Origin of the sequence: Massilia brevitalea (genome assembly GCF_030711405.1) — a bacterium.
Lineage (GTDB): Bacteria > Pseudomonadota > Gammaproteobacteria > Burkholderiales > Burkholderiaceae_D > Telluria > Telluria brevitalea.
In genome coordinates, this window is sequence record NZ_JAULSI010000001.1 from 48943 (window position 1) to 67962 (window position 19020).

Below are 19020 nucleotides of genomic sequence, written 5' to 3' on the forward strand. Positions count from 1 at the left end.
AACTTATCAAAAACCACATGGGCTGGGGATTCTAGCACCGGCTCCCGCCGGTTCAGCGTCCGATTCGAAAGTCGACGCTCGCGGGCCGCCCGGGCAGGTGCAGGACCGGGCGCGCGGGCGGCGCTTCAGCTACAACCTTGCCGCGCCGCACCACGAGCCGGCGCGCGGCGCGCAGGCGGATCGCTTCCACCGGCGTGGCGGCGTCGAGCAGCACGAAGTCGGCATGGCAGCCCGGCTCGAGGCCATAGCCTTCCAGGCCGAGGATGCGCGCCGGGGTACTGGTGACGGCCTCGAAACAGGCGCGCATGGCGTCCTGCCCGGTCATCTGGGCCACATGCAGGCCCATGTGCGCCACTTCCAGCATGTCGCCGGAACCCAGGCCATACCATGGGTCCATCACGCAGTCGTGGCCGAAGGCGACGTCGATGCCGGCAGCCAGCAACTCGGGCACGCGGGTCATGCCGCGCCGCTTCGGGTAGGTGTCGTGGCGGCCCTGCAGGGTGATGTTGATGAGCGGGTTGGCGATCGCCGCCACGCCGGATTCGCGCATCAGCGGCAGCAGCTTGCTCACGTAATAATTGTCCATCGAGTGCATCGACGTCAGGTGCGAGCCGGCCACCCTGCCCTGCATACCGAGGCGCCAGGTTTCATACGCCAGGGTCTCGATGTGGCGCGACAGCGGATCGTCGGTCTCGTCGCAATGCATGTCCACGCGCAGGCCCTGTCCGGCCGCGAATTCGCACAGCAGGCGCACCGACTCGGCGCCCTGCGCCATGGTGCGCTCGAAGTGGGGAATGCCGCCGACCACGTCCACGCCCATGCCGATCGCGCGCTTCAGGTTGTCGAAGGCGCCAGGGCTGCGCAGCAGGCCGTCCTGGGGAAAGGCGACCAGTTGCAAATCGATGTAAGGCGCGACGCGGCGCTTCACTTCGAGCAGGGCCTCGACCGCCAGCAGGCGCTCGTCGCAGACGTCGACATGGGTGCGGATCGCCAGCAGCCCGCGCGCCACGGCCCAGTCGGAATACTGCAGCGCGCGCTCGACCAGGGCGTCCTGGACCAGCTGCGGTTTCAGTTCGCCCCACAGCGCGATGCCTTCCAGCAGCGTGCCGGATGCGTTGACGCGCGGCATGCCGTAGCTGAGGGTAGAGTCCATGTGGAAATGGGCGTCGACAAAAGGCGGGCTGGCCAGGTCGCCTCCGGCATCGATCTCGCGCGCGCCCTGCACGCCCAGCGCCGGGCCGAGGGCGGCGATGCGGCCGTCCTGCACGGCGATATCGATGCCGGTGCGTCCGTCCGGCAGGCTGGCATTGCGCACAACAAAGTCCATGTCCACTCCTCAGTCTGGTCGAAATCATTGTAGCCATTTCCCTGCTCAGGCAAACGACATTCGCGTGTCACTTTGTAACAGTGCTGCAGTGCAAGATTGTATGGATACGACAACGAGCCGGCTGAGGCAGATTGTGCTTTCCAACACTCTGCATCAGGTCTACACTGATCGGATGTTGCAGTGCGCCATAACCGAACGATAAGGAATACCGATGACTTCACTTCCAGAACAGTTCCAAGCAGCACGCCAGACCCAGATCGACCGCCAGTTCGCCTTCCTGCGCAGCGTGGGCGACGGGGTGCTCGACCGCACCAGCCGCGTCCTGGCCCTGAACCTCGAGCTGTCGCGCGCCACCGCCGAGCATTCCTCGCACACCGTGCGCCAGTTGTTTACCGTGCGCGATCCGCGCGACCTCCTGACCATCGGCGCCCAGTCGCAGCGCCAGCTGCGCACCCTGTTCGACTACGGCCACGAGCTGTTCAACATCGCCGCCGGCCTGCGCGGCGCGGCCTTGCAGGCGTATTCGGTGGAAGCGGCAGCGAGCGCGCCGGTCCTGGCCGCGCCGCTCGCATTTGCTGAATCGGTGGCTGAGTCGGTCGCTGAACCGGTAGCGGAACGCCTGCAGGAGGGAGTGGCGGCAAGCGAGACCATCGTCGACGCCGCGGCTGAAACCCTGGTCGCGCCAGATACCAGCTCCTTGGGCGAGCCTGGCGCGCTGGATACCGTGTCGGCTACCGCGGCTACCGCGGCTACGCCAGTCTCGGTATCGGCCGCCGACATCGTCTACAGCCCCTTCGTCCCCGACCTGATCGTCACGTCCGACATCGTTCCGCCGGTCGAGCCGACCCCGATCGCCAGGGCCACCAGCGACATCCTCGACATCCCGCTGGCGCCGCCGCATCCGGTTGCCGCCAGCGTGCCGGTCGACGTCGACGTCGAGATCGAGCTGCCGAAGGTGGAGCCAGTTGATGCGACGCCGCCAATCGTCGCGCCATCGAACGGCGCGCCGAAGGTCACCGAGATCCGCAGCGGGCGTGGCCGCAAGAAGGGTTCCGGCGGTAACTGAACGCCGGCCGCTGTCAGCAGCTTGGCGCCGGATACACCCACTGGTTGGTAAAACCGTCGAAGCGAGGCTGGACCTGGACCTGCATGCGGCAACCGTTTTCATACGTGACGACACAGGCGCCGTTGGCGCATTGCGACTCGCAGCGCAGGTGCGCCGTGGTAGGACGGCAATTTCCCGGTTTTGCCGTCAGCGCGGGAGCAGGCGCCTGGGCAGTCTTGATACGGCCCGGAATGACACCCCAGCGGGTAACGGCGCAGTTCTTGCCGCCTTTCCTGCCGCATCCCGCCAATGCCGTCTTGTCGGCCTGATCGCCGGCCTCGATCCCGTATGCGAGATAACCATAGGTTTGGCCATTCACGTCCTTTTCCGCTTCGGCATAGGAATAGAAGCCGGGATTGGTCATGACCTCGATCTTGCAAGCTGCGCCACAGGCCGCGCGTGCCTTGCGTTTTACGTCGGCTGCGCCATCCCTGCTGAATATGAAGTTGACGGTACCATTGTCGATCGTTTCCGCGATTGCCTTCATGCGCCATAAGGCACAATCTTTTTTCGACGTACTTTCGTTACACAGCTTCATGGCCGTGCGTTCCGCCTCTTTTTGCGTCGGACGGACTGCCCAGGCCCACTTGTCCCCCTCCTTGTCCGAAACCGCGACGGCGCCATAGCCGGCCATCGCCGAGTGCGGCAGCATGAAGGTAAAGAAGAGCAAGACGATGGCCTGCAGCGTAAGTCGTTTCATTTGAACTCCCGTTGTTGTTGATCGATACGTGATGCGCTCGCATGCGCGCATTGCCACGATTGTTTATCTGGCGAAGTGCTGTGCCTGCATCATTCGACGAACAGGTGCGTGCGGCAGCTGCTGCAATCGCTCCATGTCGCATTCGAGGCGTAGGCGCCACGCCGGAAAATGCCGCGCCGCCCGCAATGTACGCAGCGGTGCCGGCCTGCGGCGTCCGTCGAACCGGGCAGCGTGCGGTACTCGGCCTCGCTGACGCTGCCCACGCTGGCATAGCATTGGTTAATGATGAGCAGCGTGACCAGCAGGGAGATGGCGCACGGCACCCAGCCTTCGGCAACCGCGCAGTACAGCGCGAGCGGCACGGCGAACAGCAGGACGAAGACGGATTGCGCCTTGGCCGAGGCCATGCGGCGTGCGCGGAACGCTGCCAGCCCGGCTTCCACGCTCGGGTAAGGCAGGGCCGTGGCCGGCGCCGGCGAACCAGGCTGGCCTGGACGGAGAAGCGCCGCGCTGCCTTGTTCAGGCGCCGGGGACGGCGCCACCGTGCGCGCAGTCCGGGAAGCGATCCACAGCGCCGCCCCCGCCGTGAGCGCCACGCAGCACAGGACCGGGCCACCCCAGTATGCCGTGCCGTCCCACGAGCCCGGCAGCAGGGTCCGCGCGGCGGTGGCCAGCATGACGAGGCCCAGCAGCAGCACGCATGCCGCGAACGGCCAGGCCACCAGCTTGCGCAGCGTCGACGCCGGACCGGCGGCCAGGCGCCGCATGGATTTCAGGGCCAGTGCGGCCAACACCAGCCCGGCCGCCATCGCGGCCAATGCAACAATAATGAGAGATGACATGATGACTCCAAAAAGATAGGGTGCCGGGCCGGCGGCGCCGGCCGCCTTGCCCCGACAGCAGGGATGGATGCATTATCCGTATCGCGGCCCCCCGCGAACCGCGACCATTCGCGTGCCGTTTGTCGAATTTTCCCTATCGAAGTGCGGCCATTTCAGCGCCGGCGGTGCTCAGCGCGCACCGGTGACGACGAACGCGGCCCAGTAGAAGGGATGCGCCTGGCGCTGCCGGATGCGCAGCTTGGCGCTCCGGAGTGCGGCCGGCTTGGCCGCGCCTGTCGCCAGGGCATCGTAGAAGTCGCTCATCATCGTGCGCGTTTCCAGGTCGGGCACCGCCCACAGCGACGTCACCATGCTGCGTGCCCCGGCGATTTCGAGCGCCTGGCGCAGGCTGTCGACGCCTTCGCCGGGACGCACCGCGCCAACCGACGTGTCGCAGGCGGACAGCACGGCGAGTTCGGTGCCTGTCAGGTCGGCCTGGCGCAACTGGGCGGCGTAAAGGATGCCTGTGGCATCGCGGTTGGCGCCGGCCAGGGCCAGCCCGCTGCTGCGCCCGGATACATTGCTGTCGACGATGTAGCGCTGGCCATCGTTTCCATCTACCTCCTCACGCAGCACGCCCGCTTCCTCGTCAAAGAAACCATGCGTGACGACATGCAGGTAACGCGGCGAGTGCAGCCCCATCAGGGCCTCCACGGTCGCCGCCGCACCGGTGTGGAGCGTCACCTCGCCGCTCGTGCGGCGCAAGGCCGCGGCCACGGCGCCGCCCTCGCCCGCCGCCTGGGGCAGGCGCGCAAAGCGCCGCCCGCCGGAGACGGCGCCGCGCCCCGGCGCGCCGACTGCCGCCGCGGCGTCCTGCAGGTCGTAAGCCGGATCGGCCAGCACGACCGATTTGCCGGAATGCGCCGGCGCCGCGCCGTCCTGCAGCAGGGTCCGGGCCGAGCTGACGTAACGCCATTCGCTATCGTCGATCAGGTAGCGGCCACGGCCGTCCGCCAGGGCTTCGAGGGGCAGCAGCGCGACGCCGCCGTCGAGATCGGCCACATGGCTGCCACGCGCGCCGCGCGTGCCGAACAGGGGTTTGAGCAGCGCATCGTGGATGGCCCGGGCCGACGCCGGAACCGCCGTTGCGGCGCCCTTGCTCGGCGGGTGCGCCAGGTCGGCACGCAGGCGCCCGCCGAGGGCGTCGAGCGCGGCGGTCGTGCCGAGGTCGGCAACCTGGAGCTGACCACGCCCAGCCCGGGCGCCCAGGTAATGCCGTGCGCCGAACTGCTGGCTGGCGAAGTCGAAACGGGTATAGGCGGAAATCGAGACCAGGGTCTCGTCGCCCAAGTGCTGCTCGACCTGTGCCAGGAAGCGCGCGCCGTCCTCGAACGACAGCGGCGGCAAGGACCTGGCGATCCTGGCCTGCAGCGCCTGGGCCAGCCGGCCGCGCTGCGCAAGGTGCGCGGCGCCGCCGGACAGGTCCACTTTCTCCATGGCCGCCGCCAGGCTGCGCACTTCCGGATCGGCCGACAGCCCGATGGCACGCGCACGGCGCGCCATGAAGTCGCTCTGCAGCCCCTTGCTTTGCAACAGGTCGCCCAGCGTGCCGCGCCAGCGCTGTGCACCGTCGCCCTGGGCCAGGCGCAGCGACAGGACGAGATCGAGGATCTGGCGCCGCATCGCGAACGAACCTGCCAGCAGCTCCGGCGGCAGCTGGGCCGCGGTGGCGGCCAGCCGGGCGGCGTTCAGGCGCAGCGCGTGCGCGAACGCCTCCTGGGCGAGCCCTGCCTCGCCCACACCCGCGAGATAGGCGCCGAAGCGTGCGTATTGCCGTTCCAGCTGGGCCGATGGCCCCAGGCCGCCGGTATCGACGCGCGCCGTGCGCGCCGCATAATCACTGAAACTGCCCTGGTAAAGACGCCTGAGCGCAGCGGCGTCGCGCCGGCCGTGGTACAGGCGCGCCAGGTCGGTCAGCGGCCCCTCCACGGCCAGTACCCCGCCCTCCCCGGACTGCCTGCCCACGGCGCCGAGTTCGCCGTTCGCATGCATGATGGCGCGCTCGCCCGCCATGCCCGCCAGCATTTCTTCGACGCGCCCGAAGGCGGCGCCCAAGGTCGCCTGTGCTTCGAAGTAGCCATGCGCGCCCGGCGCGCCGCCTCGTGCTGCACCAACGATCGCGGGATCCTCGGCGATCGCCTGCAGCAAATTCGTTTCCGCCAGGGCGGCATCTCCCGATTCGAGCGCCGCGCGTCCCAGGCCAGCGTACGCCTGGAAGCGCAGCGAGCGCATGAACGGCGTTGCGCTGTCCGGTGCGTTCAGCATCGCCTGCCAGGTCGTGATCGCGCCGGCAAAGTCGCCGGTTTTGGACTGGAGTTCGGCAACCTTCGCGTACTGGTTCCATTGCCTGCCGACCAACCCGCCCGTCATCGGCATTCCCGCCTTCAGTGCCTGCCGGTACAGCGCGAGGGCCCGCGCATCGTTTCCGGCGCGTTCGTGCAGCTGCGCCGCCATCGTGGCCGATTGCACCAGCAAGCCGGCGGCGGGCGAACGCGGCGACTGCGCCGCAGGCAGGCGGTCCTGCTCGACCAGGGCCTCGGCCAGGCGCAGCGCCTCGGGGAGGTTGCCGGCGCCGGCCTGGCGCGCGATGGCCGCCAGGGCGTCGATACGGCGCGGGTTTCCTTGGCCCTCCCCTGCCAGGGCCGCAGGCGGCAGCACGCGGCGCAGCAGGTCGAGCTGGGCATGGGCCGGCGGAATGGTGGCCAATCCAAGGAGCAGGCTGGCCAACAGCTGTGTACGAATGGGGGATCTCAATTGACGGGACTCGTTTCTGAAAGTTCGGGAGCGACGTGGAGCGCAAGCGCGCGCACCCCAAGGCTGCGCAAGTAGAGCGCGTACAGCACACGCATCGCGTGCGGCGCATCCGGCAGGGGGAACAGGGCCGCCAGTTCGGCGTCTTCGGCTGCGCCCAGCGCCAGCAGCGGCGCCGTATCGACCCGCACCGCGCCGTCGTGCCCGGTCCATTCCAGTTCGCGCAGGTAACGCCGTCCCGGCGCGAGACGCACGGTGTCCGGCAGGGCCAGCTCGGTTTGCGCCACCTGGGTGTCGAACACGAGCTGGCCGAACTCGCCGCGCAGCCTGAAGGTCCACTGTCCGCGGTGTGGCCTGGCGCGCCATTTAAACAGCGGCTTCGATGGCGCAATGCGCTCGATGCCGTCGGTGGCGCCCGGCGCATCGCCGGCCATCCCGCGCACGATAGCGCCCGCCAGCACCTGGCTGCGGCGCTGGAGCGCCTGGCCGATGGCCGGATCGGCCGCGTCCGGGCGCAGGGCGGCGCCACTGCCGTCGCGCGCCAGCCCGTCGGCATCCACCCTGAAACGGCCGGGGCCGGCTAGCGTCCATTGCCTGGAGTCGGCCTGCAGGAACACGACCAGGCTGGCGCCGGCGGCGAGCTCGATCGTATCGCCGCTGGCAAGGCGGTCGAGCAATGCCAGTGGCCGCGACGCCGATTGCGCCTGGCCGCCGACCTGGGTGACGATGAGTTCCACCCGCGCCTGGGCAAGCAGGGTGAAACAGGCCAGTGCGATGCCGGCCAGCCAATGCCTATGCATGGTCTTCCTCCGTTTCCTGGTAAGCGGCCAGCACCACGCTGCCGTGTTTCTCGATGTTGGCCTCGATGCGCCTGAAGCGGTCGCGCTGGGCGGGAGGCAGGTCCGCCAGCACGAATGCGGCGTCATCGACCAGCAGCGTGTGCGGCACCTGCTTGCTGTATTGCTGGATGTGCGCCGCCAGCGTAGTGGCCGCGCCGGTGGCCGTGTAGTCGTGGCGCTGGGCGGAGCCGACATTGCCGAGTACCGCGTCGCCATGGGCGATGCCGATGCCGACCCGGATTGGCGCGGATCCTTCGCGCGCCAGTTCCCTGTTCAGCCCTGCCAGCGCATCGAGCATGTCGAGGGCGGCGAGGATGGCGTCGCGCGCCGGATTGGCGCTCGCTTGCGGGGCGCCGAAAAAGACCATGATTCCGTCGCCGCTGAATTTGTCGATCGTGCCGTCGTGACGGTGCAGCGCCGCACTGATGACGGTGTAGTAGCGGTTCAGGAAGGCGATCACCTCCTCCGGCGCCGTGGCCGCGCAGAACGCCGTGAAGCCGCGGATATCGGCGAACAGGAAGGCCAGCTGCTGGCGCTTGCCGGCCAGCCCATCCTTCAGGGCGCCGCTGAGGATGGTGTCGAGGATGGCCGGGCTGACGTAGCCCGAAAAGATGGCGCGCATGCGCTGCCGCTCGGCCAGTTCGCGCCGGTAGGCCTGCACGCCGAGGAGGGCCATTGCGCAGGCCAGCGACAGCAGCGGCGCCGCAACCGGCGCGAAGACACCGGCCGCCAGCAGGCAGACGCTCGCGCCAAGGACACCGCCTCCCATCAGGACCGCGGCGGCACATGCGCGGCGTGGACGCAGGCGCCAGTGCCAGAGCACGAAGAGCGCCAGCAGCGCCGCACAATCGGCCACCCACGGCTGCGCGGAGACCATCCTTCCCTGCATCAGGCTGCGCAATGCCTGGGCCTGGAACACGACGCCGGCACTGCCGGTTCCGGCCTCCCATGCGGCCAGTCCGAGCGGCAGGCGCTGCCGGTCCTGGTCCGGCAGGATGGCGCCGAGCAGCACCAGCTTGCCGGCGAAGTGGCGGCGCAAGGCTGCATCGTCGCCCGCCCTGGCCAGCGCAACGACCGTGTGCAGCGGCACGTAGCCGAAAGGCGCGCCAATGGAAAAATCGACGATGCCCGGTTCCGCCTGCTGCCCAAGGCTGGCGGCCAGCCGCGGCGCCAGCAGCAGATCGCTGCGCAGCTCGGCGCTACCTATGCGGCGCAGGACGCCGTCGCGGTCGGCAGGCACCAGCAGCAGGCCAAGGCCGCCCGCTCCCGCCATCGCGGCATACAGGCCGGCTGCATCGCCGCGCGGGCTGCCGGCGCCGGCGTGGCCGAGCACGAGCGGCGCGGCGGCGCGCAGCCGGCCGATGGCCAGGGCCAGGCGCTGCGCGCCGCCCGGCACCAACTGGGCAAACGAAGCGGCAGGAAAGACCAGGTCGACGCCGACCCCGGCGGCCCCGCCGCGGCGCAGGCCATCCAGGCCCAGGGCGAACTCGTCGAGCATGAGCGCGAACGGCTTGCCGCTGGCGTCGATCGAGGCCTGGTCGACGCCGACGATGGCGACCTCGGCCCGGGCCGCTTCTGGCGTCACCTGCCGCAGCAGGCGGAACGAGGCATCCAGCCATTGCAATTGCAGGCGCTCGGCCGGCGCACAGCGGGCAAGCGTCATGCAGGCGCAGGCGATGGCAAGGGGAGCCAGCCAGCGCGCCAGCGCCGGGCGCGCCCTGCCGGCTACCATTTCGCCGGCAGGGTCCGCAGCAGCGTGACCTGCCTGGCCTCGTGGCGCAGGTATTCGCCCTTGACCAATTCCTTGAACAGCTTCGACACCATGTCGCGCGAGGCCCCGATACGGTCGGCGATGTCCTGCTGGCTGAGCGGCTCGGGCACGATGCGCACGCCGTCCCGCGCCACCGCCAGGTCGTCGAGCAGGGCGGCCAGGCGCTGGTAGGCCGTCTGCAGTGCAAGGCGCCGCGCGAAGGTGGTGGTCTGGCGGCTGCGCGCGATCAGCGTCTTGATGAGTTCCATCGCAAAGTCCGGGTCGGCGGCGATCCTGGCCCGCATTGCCGAGATCGGCACGACCGCGCACTGGACATCGGTGACGGCTTCGGCCGATGCGCTGCGCGGCTGTCCATCGAGGGCCATTTCGCCAAGAATCGCGCCGTCTTCAAACATCCCGAAAACGAATTCCTTGCCATCCATGTCGCTGGTGAACACCTTGACCCGGCCGGACAGGATCACGTAGATCGAGGTTCCGGCCTCGCCTTCGGTAATGAAACGGGTGCGCTTCGCAAACCTGCGCACGACGCCGGCGGCGGCGAGCTGGCGCATCGGCAAGGGCAAGTGTTCGGTATTGCTGGGGAAAGTCATGGATGGCCCTGTGATTTCAAACTTGATTATATTTCACGTATTTCCAGATTGCAATTTTCAAGTTTTTGCCAGCGAATATTCGACAAATACGACCCCGCCCCGTCACGGGTCAGGCAAAGGCTTTTTTCCCAGAATGGCGGTACGCCCTGGCTGCAGCACTCGGCCACGCCGACCTACCCCGAACCAAGGAAAACGAATGAAAACTCTTTCGCCCCAGCGCATCTTGTTGCCCGCCCTTCTCACCCTCCCGCTCGCATTGGGCCTTGCCGGCTGTGGCGCCGGCGCCGAGGATGCCTCCCAACCCGTACCCGCACTGGAGACCGGCGCCGATAGCCCGGGCCTGGTGGACTACTGCCGGATCGATACCTCGCGCCCCGGCGGCGGCACGGACCCAAGGAATGGCTGGGTCAACGGCACCGAACGGCTCGGCGGCGGCGACGTCAACCAGGCGGCCACCCTGGTCTCGCACGACGGCAGCGACACCATCTGGGATACCCAGGTTGTATTACGGGTGCCGCTGTTCGATTCGCGCACCATGCCGGCCCAATCGGCGTCGCCGCCCCAGTTCAGTCAGACCCTGGCAATGGGCGCGACCTTCCCCACCCTGCTTCCGAAGGGCGCGCTCGGCTGCGTGACCCAACTGACGAAGTTCCGCTACACGCCGCCACCCAACCTGAACGCCGTTCCCGGATGGGCCAATTCCGGCCTGGAGCTTGCCTGGCAACCGTATTCGTTCAGCTGGAAAAGCTACTGGGACCCGGTCCTGCCCACCGGCAGCCTGCCCGGCGTGCCGGTCGACGGTTTCGAGTTCATCGCCAATTTCACCCCGCGCGAGGGCCTGGCCGTCTTCAACCTCGACAAGACGCGATTCGCCACGACGCAAGGCCTGTCGGTCTGCTTCCTGGCGCCTGGGACGACCACCTGGGACTGCGGCACGCCTGCCTTGTCGGACCTCGGTACTGTCTGGCAGCTCACAAGAAACGGCATGAAGCCTGGCGCCTACTTGCTGGTAGCAACCGCGCAGTAACACGCCGGTCACCGCAGCTTTTCCTTGCATCGCCAGATAAATATTTCTAAAATTCAACTTTCTAAGAGGCCAATATGAACAAGTTTTTCCGCACCCTGTGCATCGCCGCCCTCGCGGCTCCCCTGGCAAGCCTGGCAGCGAACGTCACCAGCGATACCTGGACCCTCGTTCACACCGACGAGAGCGGAAAAAAATATTTCATCATCGAGAAGACCGCCTTTACCCGCGGTGAGCTCAGGAGAATCGACTTCCAGGTGGAGCATCCGAACCTGGTCCCGCTGGAAGCCTTCACTCGTCCCGACAAAAGCCTGAAACACGTCAAGACCTTCACCTATGGCGTCTGGTTCGATTGCAAGAAGCACATGGTGCGGATGTTTAACTTCGCTGCGTACGACAAGGACGATCGCTGGGTCGACAGCTACTACACCGACAAGCAAACAATGGGGCCGGTCAGCAAATCGGGAACCGCCTATCCAGCCATGGTGGCCGGCTGCGCGCTCGCCATCCCGCCCGAGCGCCAGAACCAGTAATCGTCTACTCAGGCAATGCCCAGGCGCCTGATACAGCCTTTAGGGCAAGGCGCAGCGTCGAAGACAGTACGTGAGTACGGCGAGACGGTGCAACGCAGCCATGAAGGCTGTATCAGGCGCCTGGCAGGCGCGCTGCGCCGCTCCGGCAAAGAAAGTAGACTAGCGGGCTTCGGCCCGCTTTCTTTTTCGCGGGCGGCAATGCAAGGAATTCCCATGAGTTTAGCGAGTTTGGTGACCGGCTTCGTACGCCGCCACTGGAAAGCCTACGCGGCATCCGCGGTAATGCTGGTAGGCGTGGCGGTGTGCAGCATCCTGGTGCCGCGCAAGGTCGGCGCCATGATCGACGGCCTGTCCGCCCACACGCTGTCGCGCCACGACCTGATGATCGGCATCGCCGAGCTGCTGGCGCTGGGCGTGGCGATCTACGTGCTGCGCGTGAGCTGGCGCATCCGCCTGTATTCGGCGGCCTACCGCCTCGGCGTGGAGCTGCGCATGCGCCTGTACGCGCGCTTATCAAGCCAGGGTCCGGCGTTTTACCAGAAGCAGCGCACCGGCGACCTGATGGCGCTCGGCACCAACGACATCGACGCCATCGAGATGGCCGCCGGCGAAGCCATGCTGGCAGGTTTCGACGGCACCCTGACCCTGGTGATGGTGCTGGGCGTGATGCTGCTCGGCGTCGACTACCGCCTGGCCCTGATCGCCCTGCTGCCCTTCCCGCTGATGGGCCTGGCCTTCTGGTATATCTCGCGCCACATCCACACCGCCGAAACCGATTCGCTCAAGCGTTTCTCGGACCTGAACGACCACGTGCAGGAATCGCTGTCGGGCGTGCGCACCCTGCGCGCCCTGGGCCTGGAAGCACGCAGCGCAGCGCAGTTCGGCGAACTGGCCGGCAAAGCCTCCGCCGCCAGCATGAGCGCCCAGAAATGGGAAGCGGCCTACGAGCCGGCCGTCGGCCTGACCCTCACCGCGGCCAGCACGCTGACCCTCGGCCTGGGCGGCTACCTGGTCTGGCAGAACCAGCTGACCATCGGCGCCCTGACCAGCTTCACCATGTACCTCGGCCAGCTGATCTGGCCGATGTTCGCGGCCGGCTGGGTGCTGTCGCTGATCGAACGTGGCCGCGCGGGTCTCGCGCGCCTGCAGCCGATGCTCGATGCGCCACTGTCGGTGGTCGACGAAGGCCGCCTCGGGGCCATCCAGGATGGCCCGCTGGTGCTGCGCGATGTGAGCTTCACCTATTCGAACGCCTCCCAACCAGCACTGGATAAAGTGTCGGTGGCCCTGCGTCCCGGCATGACCCTGGGCCTGGTCGGCCCCACCGGCGCCGGCAAGTCGACCCTGCTGCGCGTGCTGCTGCGCCAGGCCGAGCCCCAGCACGGCACGGTCACCTGGGGCGGCCACCCGCTGCCCGACTACAAACTGGCGGCGCTGCGCGCGGCCACCAGCTGGGTGCCGCAGGAATCCTTCCTGTTCTCGGCCAGCATCGCCGAGAACATCGCCCTGGCGCGCCCCGGCGCCAGCCGCCTGGAAGTCGAGGAAGCGGCCCGGATGGCGGCGATCCACGACGACATCCTGCGCTTCCCGCAGGGCTACGACACGCCGGTGGGCGAAAAGGGCATCACCCTCTCGGGCGGCCAGCGCCAGCGCGTGGCGATTGCCCGCTCGCTGCTGGCCGACAGCTCGCTGCTGCTGCTCGACGACGCCCTGTCGGCGGTGGACACCGGCACCGAGACCAACATCCTCGAACACCTGGACGAACTGCGCGCCTCGCGCCCGGAACTGACCGCCATCATCGCCAGCCACCGGCTGTCCGCCGTGGTGAATGCCGATCTGATCGTGGTGCTGAAGAACGGCCGCGTCGCCGAATCCGGCAACCACGACACCCTCTTGACACTGGACGGCTGGTATGCCAGCCAGTGGCGCTATCAACAACTGGAGGCCAGCATCGATGCAAGCTGACAAAACCAAGGAATCCAGGCACGCCGGCCGCGCCGAAGCAAAGCGCGCCGCAGCCCTGCTGCGCCGCGCCGCCTGGCCCGATATCCGGCACCTGAAATGGGCGACCTTCTGGCTGGTCATCGCGGCCGCGCTGGAAGTGGTCGGCCCGATCCTGGGCAAGGCCCTGATCGACGACCACCTGGTGCCGCGCCACGCCGACTGGACCCGCATGTCCCTGCTGCTGGGCGGCGTGCTGGTCACCGGCTGGCTCTCGACCTGGCTGCGCTACCTGCAGCTGGTGCGCCTGTCCGGCCTGGCGATGCGCTCGGTGCAGCGCCTGCGCGAATGGGTGTACGGCCACGTGCTGCGCCTGCCGATGGCTTTTTTCGATCGCGCGATCACCGGCCAGCTGGTCAGCCGCGTGACCAACGACACCGAGGCGGTGAAGAAGCTCTATATCCAGGTGCTGTTCTCGATCCTCGACAGCACCATCGTTTTGCTCGGCACCACGGTGGCCATGGCCTGGCTCGACTGGCGCCTGATGATCATCGTGCTGGCCCTGCTGCCGGCGGTGATCGTGATCGTCTGGCTGTACCAGCGTTTGTCGGGGCCGGCGGTAACGCGTGCGCGCGCCCTGCGCAGCGACATCAACGGGCAGATGGCCGAATCGATCGGCGGCATGAGCGTGCTCCAGGCGAGCAATGCGGCGGGCCGCTTCGGCGAACGCTTCGCGCATACCAACGACGGCCACTACCAGGCGCGCATCGCCGAGATCCGCGTGAATGCCTTCCTGCTGCGCCCCGCGCTCGATTTGCTGAACGTGGCGCTGCTGGCGGTGGTGATCTTCGCCTTCGGGCGGCGCGAGATCGGCGCCGTCGAGGTGGGGATTTTGTATGCGTTCATCAGCTACATCGCACGCGTGGTCGAACCCCTCATCCAGATCACGATGCAGTTCAGCGGACTGCAGCAGGCAGTGGTGGCGAGCGCGCGCGTGGAGGCGCTGCTGGCCGAAGCCGGGGCCGCGGAGCACGCGGCCGGCCGCACCGGCGGCACGCGCATGATGGCATCGAAGGACGCGCCGGCGGTGCGCGTGAAAAACCTGAGCTTTGCCTACGTGCCGGGCCAGAACGTCCTGCACGACATCTCGCTCGACATCCCGCAGGGCGCCTTCTACGGCATCGTCGGCCATACCGGCAGCGGCAAGTCGACCCTGCTGTCGCTGCTGCTGCGCTACTACAGCGCCAACCGGGAAAACGGCGAAGGCAAAATCGAGATCTGCGGCGAGCCGATTGCCGGCATCGACAACGAACGCTTCCGCAACGAGGTCGGCCTGGTGCCGCAAGACCCCTTCATCCTGGCGGCGTCGGCGCGCGAGAACATCGACATGGGGCGCGGCCTGGCGGTCGAGAAGATCGAGGCGGCGGCGCGCGCTGCCCACGCGCACGACTTCATCGCGGCGCTGGAAGATGGTTACGAGACCTCGCTGGGCGAAGGCGGCTCGCGCCTGTCCTCGGGCCAGAAGCAGCTGATCGCGATTGCGCGCGCCCTGGCCGGCGAGCCGCGCATCCTGCTGCTCGACGAAGCCACCTCGCGCATCGACAGCGCCACCGAGCAGGTCGTGCAGCAGGCGCTGGAGGAAGTGCGCGGCCGGGTGACCATCATCGCGATTGCGCACCGCCTGTCGACCATCCGCGACGCCGACCGCATCGTGGTGCTGAACCACGGACGCATCACGGAATCCGGCCCGCACGAGGAGCTGATGGGGATCGAGGGTGGCCTGTACCAGCGCTTGTACCTGTTGCAGCAACTGGCGGTGTAGGCGGTGCGACTGCCTGGCGCGAGCGGGACGTGACTCTTTGTTTCCATGCTGCACTGCCGAATATGCAGCCGCCAATATTGACGTTTTGGCGTCGCATTTTTACGATAGCGGCATAAAAAATTGCTATTGCCACTTAGCAACACGACTATAATCGTCGATGGCGCTCGCAATCACTGCGGGCGCGACGACCAGATCGAGGAAGCTATGCCGGCAGTTTGGGAGACGAAAAAGCCATCGCAGCGTTTGTGCGCACTGCTCGCATCGCTGGTGCTGACATCTCCTTTGGCGCTTGCCGACGCGCCCAAGGCACTGGGCCTGGAAGCGCGCCTGGCCGAGATCCGCGAAATCAACCGCTTCATCCCGGAACGCGCCCTGCCGATGCTGCTCAAGATCGAGGGCGAAGCGCGCGCCGGTTCGGTGGCCGACAAGGCCGACATGCTGGCCGAGCTGTGCGTGGCCTACCAGAAGGTGGGACGCAACGACCAGGCGCTGGCCACCTGCGATGAACTCATCGCATTCGGCCGCCGCGAAAAGAACGACGCCGCCATCGCCAAGGGCCTGGTACGCAAGGGCTACATCAAGTACGCCCAGAACGAACTCGCGCTGTCGCATGCGCTGATCTGGGAGGCCGAGCGCCATGCGCTGTCCACCGACGACGTCGAGGTGCGCGTGCGCGTGGGCGTGTCGGCGTCCGAAGCCTTTGCCGAGGACGGCAACTTCCCGCGCGCGCTGGAAAAGATGCAGGCCGTGCTGGCCTATACGCGCCAGCATGGCGAGCCGGTGCACATGGTGATCGTGCTGAACGCGCTGACCCGCCTGTACGTGCAGATGCGCGAATTCGACAAGGCGTCCGAATCCCTGGCCGAAGCCTATGTGGCGGCCGAGAAGATCAATTCGCCGGGCCGCATGGCCACCCTGAAGGGCACCGAATACGGCCTGGCCATGGACACCGGCCAGATGCAGCGCGCGCTGAAGGCGCAGCTGGCGGCGCTGTCGCTGGAGCGCAGCATTGGTGCGCAGTCGATGGTGGCGCGCTCGCTGGTGAACCTGTCCGACTATTACCTGAAGCTGCACGACTACCGCAACGCCCTCGCCTACGGCACGCAGGCGCTGGATGCGGCGCTCGCCATCAGGGACGAGACCGCGGGCGCCACCGCACGCGTGAACATCGGCCAGGCCTACCTGGCCAGCGGCCGCATCGCCGAGGGCAAGCGCGCTTTCGAGGAAGGCCTGGCGATCTACGAACAGAACGGCGACAAGCCGGAGCTGCAGAGCGTGCTGGCCGAATACGGCGGCGCCCTCGAGCGCGCCGGCGATTATCCGGGCGCCATCAACGCTTACCACCGCGAGCGCACGCTGTCGAACGAGCTGTTCGAAAAGCGCCGCCAGAAGGCCATGCTCGAGCTGCAGGAAAAGTACGACGCCGACAAGCGCCAGCGCCAGATCGAACTGCTGGAGCGCGAAAACCAGGTGAAGTCGGCCGAGATCGACAACCGCCGCCTGCAGCAGCGCATCTGGGGCTTGCTGATCATGGTGTTCGCGCTGGTGACGGTGATCGTCGCCATGCTGTACCGCAAGGTGCGCCATGCGAACGCCCAGCTGCACGAAAAGAACCAGGAACTCAAGCAGCAGAGCGTGCGCGACCCGCTGACGGGCCTGTACAACCGCCGTCACTTCCAGGACTTCATGCGCACCCACCAGCAGCTGGAAAAGCGCGGCGTCGGCACCTCGGGCGACGAGATGGTGAGCGCGCTGTTCCTGATGGACGTCGACCACTTCAAGCACATCAACGACACCTGGGGCCATGGCGCCGGCGACGCGGTGCTGATCAAGATCGCGGCCAGCCTGCGCGAGATCCTGCGCGAGACCGACATGATCGTGCGCTGGGGCGGCGAGGAATTCCTGGCCTTCTTGCCGGCGATCCCGCGCAGCGGCCTGGACGAAGTAGCGCGCCGCCTGCTGGAAGGCATTGCCGAGACCCGCATCGAGTACGGCGGCGAGACCTTGAGCGCCCAGGTGTCGATCGGCTTCGCGCCCTACCCGCTGGCCCCCGCCGGCCAGCCGCTGCCGTGGGAACGCGCGGTGAACCTGGTCGACATGGCGCTGTACATGGCCAAGGGCCACGGCCGCAACCGCGCATATGGCCTGCGCGGCTTCAGCGGCACGACGCAGACCTCGATGGAAGAGATCGAGCAGAACCTCGAGCAGGCCTGGCGCGCGGGGTTCGTGGAGATGTCGATCGTGACGGCGGGGTGGCAGGATTTGCGCGCGAGCGCGTGATCGGGGTTGGGGTTTCGGGGTTTCGGGGTTTCGGGGTTTCGGGGTTTCCGATGTTGGGTTCGTAGGGTGGGCACCTGTGCCCACGCGGTCTCACCGGGTGATTTGACGCGACGTCAAACAACACCCGGGTGATCGAACGTCAACGATGCTCCGCCCGGCATTTCGACATGGACGTGCCGTACCGCGTGGGCACAGGTGCCCACCCTACGAACGGCAAATCGTTTACCGCGCCGATTCCTGCATTTTTTCGCCGGCGCGCTCGACCTTTTCGCCGACCACCGTGCCGGCTTTCTGCAACCCGCGCCCGGCTTCATCGGTCGCATCCTTGATCTTTTCGCGCGCCTCCTCGGTGCGTTCGGCCAGGCGATCGCGCGCTTCGTCGGCGCGTTCGGCTACGCGCCTGGCTGCCTCGTCCGCCTTTTCCAGCGGCGCCCGCAACTCGCGCGCCACCTTGTCGCCGGCGTCGTCGATGGCCTTGCCGGCTTTCTGCGCCGGGCCGGCGTCGTTCTCATCGCGCGGCGAGCAGCCGGCCAGGGCCAGCACCAGCAGCGCACCCAACATGGTCATGGTCTTCATGATCCCTCCTGTGTTCGCGTTTCAGCCAGCATACACCTTGCCGGAATTGCATGGCTCACGGATGAGCAGCATGGCAACATCACCGGCCGTCGGCACGCGGATGCTCGGGGCTGCGCTCCTCGATCCTGTCGTGCAGGGCACGCGCATTGTCGTCGTCGCCCCAGCGCTTGGTGAACGCACGCAGGCGCTGGCGCGCCTTGTCGAACGAGGATGCCGCCAGCGCCGATTCGACCGCCGTCTTCGCTTCGCGCCAGGCCTTGTCGCGCTGGCGCTTGCGGGTGCAGTCGGCGGCGGCGTCGTTCAGCACCTGCTGCACGTGCTGCAGCTGGTCCGGCGTGGCGCGGGTCTTGCGCAGCGCGATCAGTTCATTCTGGGCTTCGCGCGGCTTGCAGGACGTGGCCAGGCCGATTGCCTTGTCCATCTGCGCCTCGACGCGGCGCTTGCCCGGGTTGGCGACCAGCCAGACCACCCACAGCAGGGCCAGGGCCAGCAGCCACCAGCGCAGGCGCACGGGCTTGCGCTGCGACGGTTGCGAGGCGGATGCGCGCACGCCGGGCGCCGGTTTGGCGCCCGGCGGGATCGGCTGCTTTGGCTCCGTACGCGACGTTGGTGCAGGCGTGGAAGTGGATGCGGGCGTGGTGTTCGGCGGCGGCACGGGCGCCGCGGCAGGACTGGCCGCCGTCCGGTCCTCCGCACGCGGCGCGACGGTGCTGGCGGCAGCGGCAACAGGCACGCCATCCTGCACCGGTTTCTCAAGCTGCACGCCCTGCGCGGACGGCTCGGCATGCGCCGCCGCGTCCCCGCGCTCGATACCCTCCTGCTGCGCCGTGCCGCAATACGGACAAAAGTTCACCCGGCGCGGCAAGCTGCGGCCGCACGA

At 67.6% G+C, this 19020-nt stretch carries 15 protein-coding genes; 6 read left to right on the plus strand and 9 right to left on the minus strand.

The genetic code is table 11. The features are described from left to right. Positions 1 to 52: 52 nt before the first annotated feature. A complete protein-coding gene (locus QWL29_RS00160) occupies positions 53 to 1327 on the minus strand; it encodes an amidohydrolase family protein (RefSeq protein WP_305820863.1) in 1275 nt (424 codons plus the stop codon). Positions 1328 to 1538: 211 nt separating this feature from the next. Between QWL29_RS00160 and QWL29_RS00165 the strand changes: the two genes are divergently transcribed. Beyond that, entirely contained in the window at positions 1539 to 2393 is an 855-nt protein-coding gene (locus QWL29_RS00165; RefSeq protein WP_305820864.1) for a phasin family protein, read from the plus strand. Positions 2394 to 2406: 13 nt separating this feature from the next. On the opposite strand, the gene QWL29_RS00170 is transcribed toward QWL29_RS00165, so the two are convergent. From QWL29_RS00170 to QWL29_RS00195, 6 genes are all read right to left on the minus strand, one after another. After that, on the minus strand, positions 2407 to 3132 hold the full coding sequence (locus QWL29_RS00170) for a DUF4189 domain-containing protein (protein ID WP_305820865.1): 726 nt from the start codon (positions 3130 to 3132) through the stop codon (positions 2407 to 2409). Between the two features lie 89 nt (positions 3133 to 3221). Continuing rightward, positions 3222 to 3974, minus strand: coding sequence for a hypothetical protein (locus tag QWL29_RS00175; protein ID WP_305820866.1), 753 nt, complete (start codon positions 3972 to 3974; stop codon positions 3222 to 3224). Positions 3975 to 4142: 168 nt separating this feature from the next. Further along, complete coding sequence (locus tag QWL29_RS00180; RefSeq protein WP_305820867.1) at positions 4143 to 6740, minus strand: CHAT domain-containing tetratricopeptide repeat protein; 2598 nt, start codon at positions 6738 to 6740, stop codon at positions 4143 to 4145. Between the two features lie 23 nt (positions 6741 to 6763). Beyond that, positions 6764 to 7564, minus strand: coding sequence for a hypothetical protein (locus QWL29_RS00185; RefSeq protein ID WP_305820868.1), 801 nt, complete (start codon positions 7562 to 7564; stop codon positions 6764 to 6766). Further along, a complete protein-coding gene (locus QWL29_RS00190) occupies positions 7557 to 9335 on the minus strand; it encodes a CHASE2 domain-containing protein (protein ID WP_305820869.1) in 1779 nt (592 codons plus the stop codon). Before QWL29_RS00190 ends, QWL29_RS00185 begins: the two co-directional genes overlap by 8 nt. After that, positions 9329 to 9964: a Crp/Fnr family transcriptional regulator gene (locus QWL29_RS00195; RefSeq protein ID WP_305820870.1), complete on the minus strand. Its 636-nt coding sequence runs from the start codon at positions 9962 to 9964 to the stop codon at positions 9329 to 9331. Before QWL29_RS00195 ends, QWL29_RS00190 begins: the two co-directional genes overlap by 7 nt. A gap of 196 nt (positions 9965 to 10160) precedes the next feature. On the opposite strand from QWL29_RS00195, the gene QWL29_RS00200 reads away from it, so the two are divergent. The 5 genes from QWL29_RS00200 to QWL29_RS00220 all read left to right on the plus strand — a co-directional run bounded on the left by QWL29_RS00200 (position 10161) and on the right by QWL29_RS00220 (position 17564). Then, the gene (locus QWL29_RS00200) at positions 10161 to 10991 is read left to right on the plus strand and encodes a hypothetical protein (RefSeq protein ID WP_305820871.1); all 831 of its coding nucleotides are present in this window, start codon (positions 10161 to 10163) and stop codon (positions 10989 to 10991) included. A 74-nt stretch (positions 10992 to 11065) separates the two neighbouring features. Beyond that, entirely contained in the window at positions 11066 to 11521 is a 456-nt protein-coding gene (locus QWL29_RS00205) for a hypothetical protein (protein WP_305820872.1), read from the plus strand. Positions 11522 to 11734: 213 nt separating this feature from the next. Next, the gene (locus QWL29_RS00210; RefSeq protein WP_305820873.1) at positions 11735 to 13486 is read left to right on the plus strand and encodes an ABC transporter ATP-binding protein; all 1752 of its coding nucleotides are present in this window, start codon (positions 11735 to 11737) and stop codon (positions 13484 to 13486) included. Next, positions 13476 to 15284: an ABC transporter ATP-binding protein gene (locus tag QWL29_RS00215; protein WP_305820874.1), complete on the plus strand. Its 1809-nt coding sequence runs from the start codon at positions 13476 to 13478 to the stop codon at positions 15282 to 15284. The genes QWL29_RS00210 and QWL29_RS00215 overlap by 11 nt, the downstream gene beginning before the upstream one ends. A 267-nt stretch (positions 15285 to 15551) precedes the next feature. Next, a complete protein-coding gene (locus QWL29_RS00220) occupies positions 15552 to 17564 on the plus strand; it encodes a tetratricopeptide repeat-containing diguanylate cyclase (protein ID WP_305820875.1) in 2013 nt (670 codons plus the stop codon). Between the two features lie 222 nt (positions 17565 to 17786). Here QWL29_RS00220 and QWL29_RS00225 read toward each other — a convergent pair whose 3' ends face one another. Continuing rightward, positions 17787 to 18140 (minus strand): hypothetical protein, encoded by a 354-nt coding sequence (locus tag QWL29_RS00225; protein WP_305820876.1) that lies wholly within the window; start codon positions 18138 to 18140, stop codon positions 17787 to 17789. A gap of 79 nt (positions 18141 to 18219) precedes the next feature. Beyond that, positions 18220 to 18993 (minus strand): hypothetical protein, encoded by a 774-nt coding sequence (locus QWL29_RS00230; protein WP_305820877.1) that lies wholly within the window; start codon positions 18991 to 18993, stop codon positions 18220 to 18222. Between the last annotated feature and the right edge of the window lie 27 nt (positions 18994 to 19020).

Excerpts from the sequence above, each read along its gene's own strand:
- QWL29_RS00160 (WP_305820863.1), bottom strand. The coding sequence starts at position 1,327 with ATGGACTTTGTTGTGCGCAATGCCAGCCTGCCGGACGGACGCACCGGC.
- QWL29_RS00165 (WP_305820864.1), top strand. The coding sequence starts at position 1,539 with ATGACTTCACTTCCAGAACAGTTCCAAGCAGCACGCCAGACCCAGATC.
- QWL29_RS00170 (WP_305820865.1), bottom strand. The coding sequence starts at position 3,132 with ATGAAACGACTTACGCTGCAGGCCATCGTCTTGCTCTTCTTTACCTTC.
- QWL29_RS00175 (WP_305820866.1), bottom strand. The coding sequence starts at position 3,974 with ATGTCATCTCTCATTATTGTTGCATTGGCCGCGATGGCGGCCGGGCTG.
- QWL29_RS00185 (WP_305820868.1), bottom strand. The coding sequence starts at position 7,564 with ATGCATAGGCATTGGCTGGCCGGCATCGCACTGGCCTGTTTCACCCTG.
- QWL29_RS00190 (WP_305820869.1), bottom strand. The coding sequence starts at position 9,335 with ATGGTAGCCGGCAGGGCGCGCCCGGCGCTGGCGCGCTGGCTGGCTCCC.
- QWL29_RS00195 (WP_305820870.1), bottom strand. The coding sequence starts at position 9,964 with ATGACTTTCCCCAGCAATACCGAACACTTGCCCTTGCCGATGCGCCAG.
- QWL29_RS00200 (WP_305820871.1), top strand. The coding sequence starts at position 10,161 with ATGAAAACTCTTTCGCCCCAGCGCATCTTGTTGCCCGCCCTTCTCACC.
- QWL29_RS00205 (WP_305820872.1), top strand. The coding sequence starts at position 11,066 with ATGAACAAGTTTTTCCGCACCCTGTGCATCGCCGCCCTCGCGGCTCCC.
- QWL29_RS00210 (WP_305820873.1), top strand. The coding sequence starts at position 11,735 with ATGAGTTTAGCGAGTTTGGTGACCGGCTTCGTACGCCGCCACTGGAAA.
- QWL29_RS00215 (WP_305820874.1), top strand. The coding sequence starts at position 13,476 with ATGCAAGCTGACAAAACCAAGGAATCCAGGCACGCCGGCCGCGCCGAA.
- QWL29_RS00225 (WP_305820876.1), bottom strand. The coding sequence starts at position 18,140 with ATGAAGACCATGACCATGTTGGGTGCGCTGCTGGTGCTGGCCCTGGCC.